Source organism: Methylobacterium sp. W2 (genome assembly GCF_020662345.1).
Taxonomy (GTDB): domain Bacteria; phylum Pseudomonadota; class Alphaproteobacteria; order Rhizobiales; family Beijerinckiaceae; genus Methylobacterium.
In genome coordinates this window covers 1-13,879 of record NZ_VMOA01000014.1, presented here as the reverse complement: position 1 = coordinate 13,879, position 13,879 = coordinate 1, and the positions used below count along the sequence as shown (strand labels likewise).

Sequence of the window (13,879 nt, the reverse complement as noted above, 5' to 3'; positions counted from 1 at the left end):
GAGGCCAGCCTCTGGCAGCTGTCGGCCGCCGTGGCCGGCTGGAACCGCTCGCAGGGCGGCGACGACAGCCCGCCCCCGTTGAGCGGGGACGAATTCGACGAGATGCTGATGAGGGATACCGGTCTTGATGCCTGACGCAACCGAAGCCGTCGCCCTGACGCATGTCGAGGCCATCGTGCGCGGCAAGTCCTACACCTTCCGATTGGAGCCCGGCGCACATTGGGCCGAGATCCATCGCGTGTGGTTCGGCCCGCTGCTCGCCCTTCACCAGCGCATTCTCATCGGCGAATGGCGGCAGGACGAGATCCTTCGAGTTCTGGCTGTCGCGTGCGTCGGCGCGCTTGGGCGTGCCTGGGCTATGGCTCCGGACCTGGAAGACGCCCTGTCGTCTCAGCCCGTTGCCACCTATGCGCCGCTCGCAGCGCGCATTCTGGAGGCGCACCTGTTCGGCCTGGATCCGGCCCTGACCAGGTGGACGGAGGCGGACGCCTTCGGGGCCGCCTCCGCATGATCAGCATGGGCTTCGAGGGGCTCTCGACGCTGATCCTGTCTTCGACCCGCAAGGCGCGTCTGCGCAAGCGGGTCGTAGATCACCTGGAAGCGGTCGCCCAGCCCGTTGCTGATGAGATCCGGGCCGGCGCCCCTGAGCGGAGCGGCACCCTACGGGACAGCGTCCGTGTCGAGCGCGACGAGAAGAACCTGAAGGTGACCATCAGCGCGGGTGGCACGCCAGAGACCCAGCGCCCCTCTGCCAACGGCACCACCTACGACGAGGCGGTCCTGACCGAGTTCGGGACCGTTCACCAGCCGGCTCACCCGTTCTTCTTCCCCCCGATCGAACAGCATCAGCGCGACTTCGAGCGCGCAGGCTCCGACGCCGTGACGGGCGCGATGGAGGGAGACGAATAGTGGCAGGCCTCAACTTCCCCATCGGCGCCAACATCACGGCCTTCGAGTCCGGCATGAGCCGGGTTCGTGATATCGCGGCCAAGCGCGCATCGGAGATGACCACCAATTTCGAGGGGGCGGCCAAGGCCATCGACCGGGCATTCACCGGCCTGACGACCCTGCGCAACCTTCCGGTGACGCTCAACAACGCCAAGGTCGCGGCCATCGGCCTCGCCGCCACCGCGGCCGGCATCCTCGGCGCCTATGCCTTGGTCACGTCCGCGCTCGACCAGGCTAACGCGCAGCTGGAGCGCTTCATCGCGCTCGGTGCGAATGCCGAGCGGTCTGGGATCAGCGTCGAGTTCTTCCAGCGCTTCAGCGAGGCCGCCAAGGACGCCAAGCTGCAGGTCTCGGAGATTGAGGCTGCGCTGAAGAAGGCCGGCGAGGCTGTAACCCCGAAGTTCGATCAGGACGACGCGGTCAAGAAGCGGCTCAACGAGGTTTTTGAGAGCGGCTATCTGGGAGACTTCCAGTCGAAGGGGCTGGCTGATTACCGCAAGTCCGACAATAACGAGGACCGCATCCGAGCCACCGTTACGGCGATGCAGGAACTCGAACAGATTGGCGAGCGCCTCGCCGCGATCGATCTCGCTGAGCGCCTGTTCGGCACCGAGACCGCAGAGCGTATCCGCTCCGGCCGGCTGCAAATCGACGCCATCGCGACTGCCCTCGACCGCCAGCGCGACGACCTCATCACCCAGCAAGAGGTCGATGCGGCAGCAGAATTCCGTTCGCGCCTCGACGAGGCCTACAAGACGATCGACGAATTCCTCCACGTCTCCGTGGCGCTCGAAGGCTCAGGCCGAGCGCTGCAAGAGGTGTGGCTTGGCATCGCCGAGGGTGTGGCACGGGCGACGGTCAACGCCGGCAACTTCTACAATAAAATCCAGGAGATGCAGGGGCCGCTCGGGAACTACCTCAAGACGGTCGGCCTGATCGTCGCGGGTACGGCTCAGATATTCTCGGAGGGTTTGAACGACCAGGCGGCCGGTTCGCGGACCATCTACAGCAAGCCCATCGGCCCAGAGCAGCCGGGCGCCCCTCCGAATGCCATCGTCGACGCACCGGCGCCGCCCCGTCGCCCCCTGAGCGTTGTTCTGGAGGAGAACAATCGGACGCTGAGCGCTCCCAAGGCGGCAAAGGCTGCCGCCACGCCAGCGACTGAGACGCTCAACCAGGTCGAGAGCTACATCAACAGCCTGGAGCGCACGACCGCAGCGCTGAAGGCCGAGATGGAAGCCTTCGGCAAGACGAACGCCGAGCGCCTCACGGCGATCAACCTCGCCAAGGCCGAGGAGCTGGCCAAGCAGAATAATCTCACCCTCTCGGCGGCTGAAATCGCTCGGATCAAGGAGACTTCTGCGGCGACCGCGGAGTACCGTGATCGGCTGGAGGAGGTCCGCGAGCGGCATGAGGCAATCCGCGACATGGGCGGGACCGTCCTGCGCGGCATCGTCTCCGACATCCGCGCTGGCGTGAGCGGGATGCAGCTCCTCACGAACGCCGCCAGCCGTTTCCTTGATAAGCTGATTGAGGTGGGCGAGCAGGGCCTGATCGACAGCCTGTTCGGTAAAAGCGGCGGCACGAGCGGCAGCGGGCTCCTCGGCAGCGTGTTCAGCAGCCTCCTTGGAGGGGGGGCCAGCCTCGGCAGCGGCGGGCCGGATCTGAGCGTCGGGTCCGATGCCTCATGGCTGTTCGATACCGGCGGCTACACCGGTCCCGGCGGCAAGCACGAGCCGGGCGGCATCGTCCACAAGGGTGAGATCGTTTTCAGCCAGGACGATATCCGTCGGAACGGTGGTGTCCGGAACGTCGAGCGCATGCGCCGTGCGACGCAGGGCTACGCGGCCGGCGGCTACGTCGCTGCCGGTGGATCGGTCCCGAGCCCAGCCTCCCCGGCGGTCCTCAAGGTCGTTCCGGTCATGCCGGCGGCGCCCGCTCAGAAGCCGGCTCCGATGTCCGGTCCCATCAGCATCGGCGGCACCATGCTCAGCATCACGCAGCCCGGCGCTTCCATCCAAGAAATCCGCCTGCTCCTCGAAGATCATGACCGGGCTCTCCCGGCCAAGATGCGGGACATCCAGCGGCGGGCCGGGGCCTGACGCATGGGCTATTTCGATGCGACCCGCGCGGCGGCCCTGCGCGGCGATGTCATTCGTGCTGCGCTCCTGGTGTTCTTCGATTTCCGCGACGATCCCGGTCGATTTTGGCTAGGATCGGGGTCGCTGCGGACGCTCGACGGCAACGTCTGGCGCGGATCCGAGGGCATGGGCAAGATCACCGGCCTCGATAGCCCGGTGGGGACCACGGCCCCCGTCGCCACCTTCACTCTGGCCGGAACGAACGCCCGTACCGCGGCGCTCGCTCGCAGTCAGCGCACGCTCGTCAAAGGCCGAGACGTCTGGGTCTACATCCAGTTCTTCACCGACACCTGGGCGCTGCTCGATCAGCCGGCCGTCATCTGGCAGGGTGAGATGGACCAGATGAAGTACGAGGCCAAGGGCAACGGCCTCTACAATGTCAGCGTGTCGGCCGAGTGCCCTTGGGCGAACCGATCGAAGGCACCCTACGGCTACCTGACCGACACGGATCAGAACGCCCGGTTCCCTGGTGACCGCGGGCTTGAGCAGGTTGCGAGCCTCCCCGGCAAGACGATCTACTGGCCCGCGTGAACGCCGGACGACTGGCGCGGCTCCGTCAGCATCTGACCGTCGGCGCCGCTTCTCCCTTCGTATGGGGCCGGTGCGATTGCTCGCTCTGGCCCTGCGACTGGATCGCCGGCGAGGTTAGGATCGATCCTGCAGCGCACCTGCGCGGCACCTATCACGATGCCCTGTCCTGCGCCCGGCTCCTCAAGCGCGAGGGCGGCCTGCCGGCCCTTGCTGCAAGCCTCGCCGTCACGGCCGGGCTGGCCCGAACTGCCGACCCCGTCCCCGGCGACGTCGGCGTCATCGAAACCCGGATTGGTGCATTCCTGATGCTGAATTGCTCCGGCTCTGGTTGGGCCTGGAAAACTCGCGACGGCGTCCTGTTCGGCTCGGCCGCCCCTCTCATGGCGTGGTCTGTCTGATGGCGGAGACGATCGGTTTCGCCATCCTGAGCGCACTGGCGGAGGCTGGTGTGACGGCTGCCGCTGGTGCCGGTGCTGCGGCAGCCTCGGCGGTCGGTAGTGCGGCGCTCTTGGGTGCGTCCTTGGGCGGCCAGCTTCTCATCAGCGCGCTCACCGCGCCCAAGCAGCGGGACCAAGCGCAACAGGCCACTCTCAACGAGGCGATGGGCGCGCGCATCCGGATCTACGGGCGCGCGATGGTTGGCGGGAAACGGGCGTTCTGGGATGCCCGAAACAACAACCTCTATCAGATCATCATGATTGCCACCGATCGCATCGACGGCATCGAGCAATACTGGATCGGTGACAGGCACATCTCGACGACCGAAGGTGAAGCCGGTGGTGCTACGATTGATTACCCATACCTCAACCGCATCCAGTTCGAGGCGAAGCTCGGAGACAAGAACCAGGCGGCCTCCGGCATCATCAGGCTTGCATATCCGGAGATGTGGACCGCGGCGCATCAGCTAAACGGTATCGCTTACGTCGCATGCCTTTTCCTCGGGGTGAAAAAGGAAGAGGTGTCGATCATCTATCCGCAAGGCTACGCGACGGTTCTGCGTTTCGTCGTCCGCGGCGCCCGTGTCTGGGACACAAGCAGCACGAGCCAAGATCCCGACAACGACGCTACGTGGGCCTTTTCCGAAAGCCCGGCCCTGTGCATCCTGGACTACCTGCGCCACCGCGACGGGATGCGGTTCGCCCGCTCGCGCATGGACGTGCCCTCATTCGAGGCCTTTCGCGCCGAGTGCGCCGAGGCCGTGGCGCGCAAGGACGGGACGCTGGAGCCGCGCTATCGGATCGGCGGCACCTACAGCCTGCTGGAGGCTCCGAAGAACGTCCTGGCGCGCATGTGCGACACCTGCGATGCGCAGCTTGTGCGCCGGCCGTCCGGACTGATCGGCATCCGAGGGGGAAAGTATGTGGCTCCCCTCGTCAACATCTCCACGAAGAACATCGTCACCGCATCCGTGACCGACGGCGTGGACAAGCTCGACGCCTATAACCGGATGAGTGTGTCCTACACGGACCCGGATAACTTCTACGGCCCGACCGAACTCGTCTCACGCGAGGACGAGGCATCGCAGTCGCGCGTCGGGCAACTCGACACCGGCCTGGACCTGGTCATGGTCCCGAGCTGGACGCAGGCCGCCCGCCTCGCGAAGATCCGGTTCGACAACGACAACCCGGATTGGAAGGGCACGCTCGGGACTGACTTCTCTGTCCTCGACGCCCTCGACCAGGAAACGGCACAGGTCACCTTCGATCCCGTGCCTGAGATCGGGCCGATGATCGACGCGCCTTGCCGGCTGTCCTCGTTCTCCATTCGCGGCGATCTTTCCGGATGTGACGTCGGCTTCGCGTCCGTCCGGCCGTCGACCTACCAATGGGATCCGGCAACCGAGGAGCCACCGCGGCCGACGGCGCCCACGGCCATCCAAAGCATCGACGTGATCCAGAAGCCGATCGTCAGCATCCGCGCGGAGCGCCGAGCGATCGGCAACGGAACGGTGGGCGTCTGGGCCGTGGTCACATGGCTGGCGTCGAGCCGTGCCGACGTGATCCCTGAGGCTCAGGTCAAGCTCACGGGCTCCCCTGACACGGAATATCGGCAGATCGGCATTCGTGCCGACAGCCTGTCCGCCGAAGCCGGCCCGCTGACGGACACGCAGTCCTTTACCTTTCGCGTCCGCTTCCGGATCGGCGGCAAGTTTTCCGATTGGAGCGACACGGTAACGCTCGCGGTGACCGCCGACGCGACGGCGCCAGCCGTGCCGACCTACACGTCCGCGACGATCAACGGCAACGTCGTCACCCATTCGTTCAAGCAGTCCAGTTCCGCCAACGCGCGCGGCATCCAGGTCTTTCAGGCGGTCGGGTATGGAAAAACCCTTGCCGATGTCGTGGCTCTCCCGACAGTTCTGGCGGAAGGGCCGAACCAATCCGATACCACGACCACGCCCGTCGATGTCGGCGTCTACACCTATGGCATCAAGTCACTGAACGGGTCGGATGTAGCGAGTGCCGCCGCCGGGCCGAAAGTGATCGTGGCAGCATCGCAGCCGGGCAACGTCACGCAGTTCCCGAACGACCTGAGCAACGCGGCCTGGATCAAGACAGGCATCGGCCAGCCGGTGGCGCAGGGCACCGGGCCGGACGGAGCTCAGGCCACCTTCCTACCGGAGACGGCGACCGGAACCGCGACCACTCACACGGTCGCCTACAAGGCCACGGGCCTCGTGTCGGGCGCGAAGGTGCGAGCGATCTGGGGGCTCAAAGCCGCCGGCCGTTCGGCGGGCCGCATCGACCTTCTCAACAGCGGCGGCACGGGCAACGGCGACTATGCCCGCATCGCGTTCGATCTCACCGCCGGCACGATCACTGTCGGCGTGGTGAGCGGCACAACCTTCAGCGGCGTTACGGCGACCATCCAGCGCGTATCCGCCGACTTCTGGCTGCTCATCGTCACGGCGAACACATCGGCTTCCGCTGGCACGTCGGGCGTTCTGGCGATTGAAGATCGTCTGAACCTCGGCTCGGGTGGCGCGACCATCTCCTATGCCGGCGACACCACCAAGGGCCTCCTCGCCTGGGCCTGCTCTCTCGCTCCGGTGACCTGATGGCAGCGCTTCCATGGCCTTCGGTTCTCCGGATCGCATCGGAACGGTGGAACCCGAACAAGGGCACATCGAAAAGCGGCGGCCGGTCTGTCACCAACCAGGAACTGATCGTCGTCGGGCCGTCCGGCTACATCACCGCGAGCCTGACCATTCCCGTCAATCGACCGGCGGAAGTCCTCGCTATGCGGGCGCTCCTTGCCGGGCTTGATGGTCGAGCCGGTACGGTCTTGGTCGGTCCACGCGAGGGGGCGCGAGTGCCCTGGGCCACAGACCCACTGACGGGCGGCCGCATCTCTCGATGCAGGGGCGATAATGATGCGGCTCGCGACCCTGCCTGGGATGCGAACGTAGACACGTCAGCGGATTTGAATTTCCGGCTGGCTCTCGCGGCGGCGCTCAATGCCACGACCTTGACCATCCAGCGCAACCGCGGCGGCTTCCTGATCCCCGGCATGATGTTCAGCGTGGCCGGACGCCTTCACATCATAACGTCCCTTGCCAGTCCCGACCCAGCCGGTGCCGGGGGGCTGCCCGCGCCCGGCAACATCAGCGTTGTGGTTCGGCCTTGGCTGCGGGCGGACTATGCGGCCGGCGCCTCACTGGAATTCGCTCGACCGCTCTGCGTGATGCGTCGCGCGTCCGACGATGACGCTGAAATCGAGCTGCAGCTTTCGCGGTTCGGCACCGTGACCCTCGACCTCGTCGAAGCCTTCTAGCACCTCTTCCAAACCGAGGACCGCATGGCCCTATCTCAACTTACGTCTTCGGACGTGGGCGCTCCCGCGCGCGAAAAGCTCAACCTTGCCATTGCCGAGGCGGACAAGGTTGGGGGCCTCGCCGCCGTCCTCGCGGCGCTCCAGATCCGCCTCGCACCCTATGAGGATCTGGTCGGCAGCGCACCGGATCGGCCGGGCGATGCGAAGACGCTGTTTACCCGCGTCATGACCGGGGCTCCGAAGCTTCGCCCGGCCCTGGACAGGGGCACGATCGAGGACGGCGGCGAGCTGGGCCAAGTGCTGCGCATCTCTGGCGCCGATGCGGACCCCGTGTCTGGCTACATCGATATCGCGCAGCGCCGCGCCTACTATGCCCAGCCGGGTCGCTCTTACCTCCTGCAGGCGGCATTCGCGCGCTTCCAGAACCCGTCGGACCCGGAGCAGAACGCGATCGAGCTCCGGTTGCAGAACCTGTCCGGCACCTTCGGCCAAGTCAGCGATGTCCGTCTCGGCAACCCCTATCCGGCCGTCGCCGCCGATGGCCCCTACTTCCTGAACGTTTTCATCGGGAAGGAAGGCGCTCCGGGCACCCTCGAATACACCGTGCCGCGCACCGCGCGGTACATGGTCCCGCACCTGCGGATCTATGGGAACGGCCAGCAGACCGACATCGGTTCGCTCCGGCTCTACGACGTCACGGACGCCCTGTCCGGCGGCGCCGACATCTCGGCGATCATTGCTCGGCTGGTACGCCTGGAGTCCGGCCAGGCCTACGGCGTCATCTATGCCGCCAACTGGGATGATCTGAAGCCCCGCATCGGCCGCATCGAAGGCGCCGCCGCTGAAGTGCCGGACAGCGACGGGGGCACGCACACCGATCCGGTGACGCAGCTGGTGGTGCCGAACGGGGGAAAATACGGCTACACGACCAACCCGGCCGGCTGGCGCTGGGTCGCCGTCACCAATGCGAAGCAGGCAGCGCTCGAACTGGCTCGCAGCGCCGCGCGCTACTGGTCGCGTCCTGGCGAAGGCATCACGACTTGGACGGCCGACACGACGGCCCAGCCGAGCGCGGCCAACCCTCTGTCCGCAGCGGGAGCCTTCAGCCTTGCCGGCGGCGTGAGCGGCAAGGCCCTCCGCATTACCGGCGCCGCCGCAGCAACAACCATTGCGTGGGTCAGGCTGGAAGACATCGCCGTCCAGGAATTCGTTGCCACGATTTCCCGCGCCGTCAACGATCCGGATAGCGCGAGCAACGCGCCGCTCTTCCGCTTCCGCGCCTTCGACAACTTCGGCGTCGACCTGGGCGACATTCTGCTGCCCTCCGATCCCCTGCTTGTTGTTGACGGCGCAAAGCTATTCTCCTTCAAGGCGTCCCGCGTGGCCGGGCTGGGCACGCGCGATCTGCCGGCAGGCACCCGCTACGTCCGCCTCATCATCAAGGGCCAGGGCACGACGGGCGCTCTCGATATCTACTCCGTCGACCTCAACGGGCAGGGCTTAAGCAACGCCCCGTTCTTCACCGAAGAATTTGTCGACGAAGACTCCGTCGTCATGTTCGACGCGAGTGCGAACGCCTTCAAGAAATGGCAGAAAGCTGAACTGGAGAAGTACTTGATCGGGCCAAAGCTTCTCGACTGTGAGCCTGTCCTCTTTGCCCCCGGCACCGAGGACGTTCTCATCGCGCCGTCGCTGGATAGCGGCATCGTCGGAAACGTCAGAATTCAGAACGTCTCCGCGACAGACAAGATCGCCATCGCCTTCGGCGGCAAGACGGCCGTGATCGAGGGGCCGGGTGGTTACACCTTCGGCCCTGGCGCGGGGCGCGACTTTGGGCGCATCCGACAGGGGCGCGTGGGCATCGTGTCGTCGAACCCCAACGGCTCGGCCATTACCTGCGAGTTCACCACCACGGGCCTGAAAGATCCCAACGCCAACCGGCGAGCGGACAAGCACCTCGCCCGCTACGGCGGCACTACGCTGCTCAGCGCCCCTCGCCGGGCAGCGATCACCGACCTCTACAACTACCTCTATGAAGACAAGTGGCTCGACGCGACGGGCAACGGCGGTGCCATCTTCGTCGGCCGGTCGACTGGCAACTTCGACTCGCTCATCGATTGGTCCCATGCCGACCGTCTGTTCGGCCGGCCGGACCCGCTTAACGCCGCCGCCTACCCGGATACGGATTTCGGGGGGACCACCTTCAACGGCAACAACGCGATAGACACGGCGCAGGCTATCGTGCCGTCGGCGAAGCTCAAGCACTGGATGATCGTCTACACCGACACGGTGTTGCAGAGCGTGTCGAAGATTTCGGCGGGCTCCGCGAACTTCGCCGTCGGCACCAATCGGACCACTTCGACCTCAACCGTCCGAAGCGGCAAGAACCTCATCGTTCCGATCACCGGCAATGTGCAGGGCGGGCTCCAGGGCTTCAAGCGCGAGAGCAACGACGGCATCCGGTTCTACAAGAACGACACTCAGAAGACGGACATCGCACAGGTCTTCGAGGACACCACCTTCGGCACACAGACGCCGTACATCGGCGCCGTCCATGGGCTGTCCGGCATCAGCCTCGGCGCGGCTCAGAAGATCGAGCTGATGATGTTCGGTCAGAACACCACCTTCACGGATGCTCAGTGGGACCGGCTGTTCGTCGCGTTCAACAAGTTCCGCGACGCGCTGGGAGGCTAAGCCGATGACAGCTTACGTTTGCGACGTCCTCATCATGGGCGGCGGCGCGGCCGGCACTTCTGCCCGCCAGGTTGTGGCCGATCTTGGCAAGGTGCCGATGCTCATCGATGAGCACCACGTTCTTGGCGGCCTGTTCTCGGGCGGCCTGGGCATCCCCGACTATGTCGGCGTCAGCGCCAACAGCGATACGCTCTGGGGGCGAGGTCGCGAGCTCTTCAAGAACACGATCACGAAAATGAAGGCGGATGGCTATGTCGAGGGTACGAAGCCCACGGGCCAGACGCCGGAGACCGCTGGATACGGCAACCAGTACGGCGACCTCCCCGAGCGCTACACCCCGAGCAGCGCCGTCTATGCGCGCAACCTCGCCATTGGCAATGCACGAACCCTCGTGGACATCGAGGTCGTGGGCATCACGAAGGATGGCGGCCAGGGCAAGGTCGTCACGCTCAGCAACGGCGACACCATCACGTGCAAGCAGATGATCAGCGCCAGCTACAGCGCCGAACTCGGCATGGCCGCTGGTGTGCCCTACGGTATCGGTCGCTCCGAGTCGCGCTTCACCTATGGCGAGCGGCAGGCCGGCTCGATGGTGACCGGCGGCAACCTGAAGGCCGACCGCATCCGCAACCCTAAGGGCGACATCTGGCGCGGCTTTCAGGGGTATCCGCATCATCTGCCTGGGCAGGCGGACGAGGGCATCCAAGGTTACGACTACCGCATGACCTGGTGCATCGACGATCCGAACGGGTTGCCGATCCAGCCGCCTGAAGGATACCGCGAAGAGGACTTCGCCGACTACATCCAGCGGGCGCAGGCCTACAGCAAATACCAGAACATGATCTCAGGCCAGTTCATCGGCCCGAAGATCCTGACGACGAACGGCAACGATCAGTACGGCTTGCCGCGCATTTATGGCCGGGCGAAGACGAAAGGTGAAAGGCTGAAGTTCAAGAAAGACCACTACTATGCCATGTGCGGTCAGTTCTACACCGCCATCAACTCGTCGAAGGTGCCCTCCGCGTTCCGAACCGACATGCAGCGCGTGAAGCTGCCGTGGCGGGATAACGTCGAGGAGTTCGCCTTCCAGCGCGGGTGGTCGAGCATGATCTACGCTCGCGAAACTCTCCGCATGATGGCCCGGCGCATCCTTCTCTCTTCTGAGATGGACATCGGCTACGCCAATGTGCGGAACAGCGTCTCTCGCGGCGGCTACCATGCCGACAGCCATCTCGTGAACTGGTCGGTCAACCGTGGCGGCGGCTCTCGTCAGGATGGCGATATCGACATCGACAAGACTTACTTCGGCCTGCCGTGGGAGATCTTCCTTCCGCCCGCCGGCATAATCTCCAACCTCGTCGAGGTCGGCAATCCGGCGATGACGCGGACGTGCTTCTGCTCCTACCGGATGGAAACCACGATGAGCGGCCCCGCGCAGGCTGCGGCAGTGGCCTGCTGCCTCGCAATCGACGCCGGCATTCCCGTGAGTTTGCTGCCAGTGTCGACCTTGCTCGCCAAGCTCGACCAGATGGGTGCGAAACGATGAGCGATGGATGGTTCCCCCCGTACAATACCGGAAGCGGTAGCTCTGGCGGCTCCGGCGGTTCGGCAGGCGGCAGCGTCTCCGTTAGCGGCGTCGGCCCCATGGTGCATCTCGCAGATGGGATCGTCGTCGGGCGCCCGCCCATTGCTGCCGGCATCGTCCGTATCGACGATCCCGACGCGATCCAGGGCTCCCAGCGATACCGAACCCTTCAGGTCGGCAGCATCCTTCTCACCGAGTTCTATAAGTTCAACTGCGCCGTGGGGAACGAGGTCGAGTCCGGCCCGGTATCCGAGGAGGGCAAGGATACCTTCGCGTTTACCGAAATCGCCATCTGGGGTGCGACCTCAGTCCCGGGCGCGCTGCGGCTCGGCATTTACACGGAGACGGGCGGCAACGGCGTGGAGCTGCTGTCGCCCACTCTCGACCTATCTCCCCTGATCGCCAAGGACGACGGCGTGGACGAGGGGATCAAGTATTTCGCCATCCCCCCGCAGGTCCGCCGAACGGCTTTCATCTACGCCAGGGCATTCACTCCGCAAGCCATGCAGCTCAACATCAGCATCTATGGCCGGGTGCTGAGCCAGTTCGAGCGGTACTGACGGGACCGTTGCGCACCCCAGTCGGACCCTAAGGCCGGCGCTAGGGCAGCCCCCGCCTTCCTAGCGCTTTCAGCAGAGAACCCTCCCGAGCCGGCCGGCAGGGTCCATCGAAGAAGCGGGTCGAGCTAACGTTCGCGGCGCGCGCTCGACCCGCTGCCATCAGACCGGGCGCTCTGGAACGGGCGGACGACTACTTAAGCTAACTACCGCGCCTTCAGAGCGTCAATCGTTCTCACGCTGCAATCGCTTGTCGGTCTCTTATCTGACCAAGCCGCACCGAGCAGGCAGGGTGCTCAATTGCTTAAGCCATCAGCCATCTGCTGAGGAACACCGTGCCAAACGCCATGGCGCCAAGGCCGGCTACTTCTACCCCGATCAAAAAGCCCAGCACGGCAACCGTTCGAACTCGGTGGACAAATACGTCGACGAAGTGCTCGTCCGGCTCCGGCAAATCCCCGTTTTCGAAGTGCTGCATCCCAAAATCCGCCCCGGTCAGAGAAGCCGACCGTAGGCAGTTAATTTTGCATTCACCATTCGGGAGACTACGCATGGCCGCGTCCGCCATCATGACGCCGCTTGGCCTTGCCGCGCTTAAATCGCGGGAAGGCGTGCGGCTGAAAGCCTATCTCGACAGTGTCGGCGTGCCGACGATCGGCTATGGCCACACCAAGGGTGTGAAGCTCGGGCAGGTCATCACGCAGGCCCAGGCCGATGCCTTCTTCCTCGAAGACCTTGCCTCGCACGCGCTGCCGATCCTTTCGGCCATCAAGGTTCCGGTAGCGGACCACGAGCGCGACGCCTTGATCTCCATCGCCTTCAACATAGGCGTGGGCGGCTTCACCGGCTCGACGTTCCTGCGCCTGCTCAATGCCGGCGACCGGAAGGGCTGCTCCACCGCGATCATGTCGTGGACGAAGAACAAGGAATTGATCTCCCGGCGCACCGCAGAGCGCGACCAGTTCCTGACGCCCTACACCAAGGCGGCGCCGAAGGCCCGGAGCACCGATGCGAAGCCGGTCAGCGCCCCGCTGTCGACGCTGGTGCCGCCTGTCGTGCCGGCGCCGGCCGCTCTGATCTTGAAGGCTCCCGCGCCCTTATCCCTGCCAGGGCCGATCTCGCCCGAGGCTGTTGAAGCAAAGCCATCGTTCTGGTCAATGCTCTTCGACAAACTTTCCTTCCCTTGGGTCAAGTGATGCTGGGGTAATAGAACATAATATCTCTAGCAATCTCTCGCAATTGGCTTTCATTTGGCGGAAACCGATAGGAAGTGAACCAATTTCTAAAGGCTGGTTTTCACCGACCTTTGAGATTGTGTAGCCATGGCCATAGTTTTCGACTCTATAAACTCTAGCCCTGAATGCCTCATCCCCGTTGAGACTTACGATATCGAGGTAATGCCCCGACTCACCTAAGTCACACCACACGCGCGGCATTGAAATCGATCCTTGCAATCAAGGACCATTACCAACCTTGACTGCCAGAAGTTCCACTGTGCAACATCATACATTGTGAGACCATCATGACCCGCAAGCTTCTGCTCGCGGCGCTGGCGTTCGCCTGTGTCGCCATCTCCCTCGTCCTGCCGCTCGCGGCCTTCGCGCAGGCAGTCACCACCACGCCGAACCTCACCCCGGCCGTGGTCATCC

The 13,879-nt window shown here is 64.7% G+C and carries 12 protein-coding genes; 11 read left to right on the top strand and 1 reads right to left on the bottom strand.

Annotated features, from left to right (window positions below; all coding sequences use genetic code 11):
• Window positions 1-127: 127 nt before the first annotated feature.
• From FPV16_RS09800 to FPV16_RS09755, 10 genes are read left to right on the top strand one after another with little or no spacing between them, the layout of a single operon-like run.
• Window positions 128-511 (top strand): GTA-gp10 family protein, encoded by a 384-nt coding sequence (locus tag FPV16_RS09800; RefSeq protein WP_227438019.1) that lies wholly within the window; start codon window positions 128-130, stop codon window positions 509-511.
• A complete protein-coding gene (locus FPV16_RS09795) occupies window positions 508-909 on the top strand; it encodes an HK97-gp10 family putative phage morphogenesis protein (RefSeq protein ID WP_227438018.1) in 402 nt (133 codons plus the stop codon). Before FPV16_RS09800 ends, FPV16_RS09795 begins: the two co-directional genes overlap by 4 nt.
• Window positions 909-3,050, top strand: coding sequence for a hypothetical protein (locus tag FPV16_RS09790; RefSeq protein ID WP_227438017.1), 2,142 nt, complete (start codon window positions 909-911; stop codon window positions 3,048-3,050). Before FPV16_RS09795 ends, FPV16_RS09790 begins: the two co-directional genes overlap by 1 nt.
• 3 nt (window positions 3,051-3,053) lie before the next feature.
• Window positions 3,054-3,620 carry a hypothetical protein gene (locus FPV16_RS09785; protein ID WP_227438016.1) on the top strand — a complete coding sequence of 189 codons (567 nt, stop codon included), beginning with the start codon at window positions 3,054-3,056 and terminating at the stop codon, window positions 3,618-3,620.
• On the top strand, window positions 3,617-4,018 hold the full coding sequence (locus FPV16_RS09780) for a DUF6950 family protein (RefSeq protein WP_227438015.1): 402 nt from the start codon (window positions 3,617-3,619) through the stop codon (window positions 4,016-4,018). The genes FPV16_RS09785 and FPV16_RS09780 overlap by 4 nt, the downstream gene beginning before the upstream one ends.
• Entirely contained in the window at window positions 4,018-6,678 is a 2,661-nt protein-coding gene (locus FPV16_RS09775) for a phage tail protein (protein WP_227438014.1), read from the top strand. Before FPV16_RS09780 ends, FPV16_RS09775 begins: the two co-directional genes overlap by 1 nt.
• Window positions 6,678-7,394, top strand: a complete 717-nt coding sequence (locus FPV16_RS09770) for a hypothetical protein (RefSeq protein ID WP_227438013.1) — start codon at window positions 6,678-6,680, stop codon at window positions 7,392-7,394. The genes FPV16_RS09775 and FPV16_RS09770 overlap by 1 nt, the downstream gene beginning before the upstream one ends.
• Before the next feature lie 24 nt (window positions 7,395-7,418).
• Window positions 7,419-10,088, top strand: coding sequence for a hypothetical protein (locus FPV16_RS09765; protein ID WP_227438012.1), 2,670 nt, complete (start codon window positions 7,419-7,421; stop codon window positions 10,086-10,088).
• Between the two features lie 34 nt (window positions 10,089-10,122).
• Entirely contained in the window at window positions 10,123-11,634 is a 1,512-nt protein-coding gene (locus tag FPV16_RS09760) for an FAD-dependent oxidoreductase (protein ID WP_264483780.1), read from the top strand.
• Window positions 11,631-12,233, top strand: coding sequence for a hypothetical protein (locus FPV16_RS09755; RefSeq protein ID WP_227438011.1), 603 nt, complete (start codon window positions 11,631-11,633; stop codon window positions 12,231-12,233). Before FPV16_RS09760 ends, FPV16_RS09755 begins: the two co-directional genes overlap by 4 nt.
• 301 nt (window positions 12,234-12,534) lie before the next feature.
• On the opposite strand, the gene FPV16_RS09750 is transcribed toward FPV16_RS09755, so the two are convergent.
• Window positions 12,535-12,708 carry a hypothetical protein gene (locus tag FPV16_RS09750; RefSeq protein WP_227438010.1) on the bottom strand — a complete coding sequence of 58 codons (174 nt, stop codon included), beginning with the start codon at window positions 12,706-12,708 and terminating at the stop codon, window positions 12,535-12,537.
• Window positions 12,709-12,781: 73 nt separating this feature from the next.
• On the opposite strand from FPV16_RS09750, the gene FPV16_RS09745 reads away from it, so the two are divergent.
• Window positions 12,782-13,426, top strand: a complete 645-nt coding sequence (locus tag FPV16_RS09745) for a lysozyme (protein WP_227438009.1) — start codon at window positions 12,782-12,784, stop codon at window positions 13,424-13,426.
• Window positions 13,427-13,879: the final 453 nt, after the last annotated feature.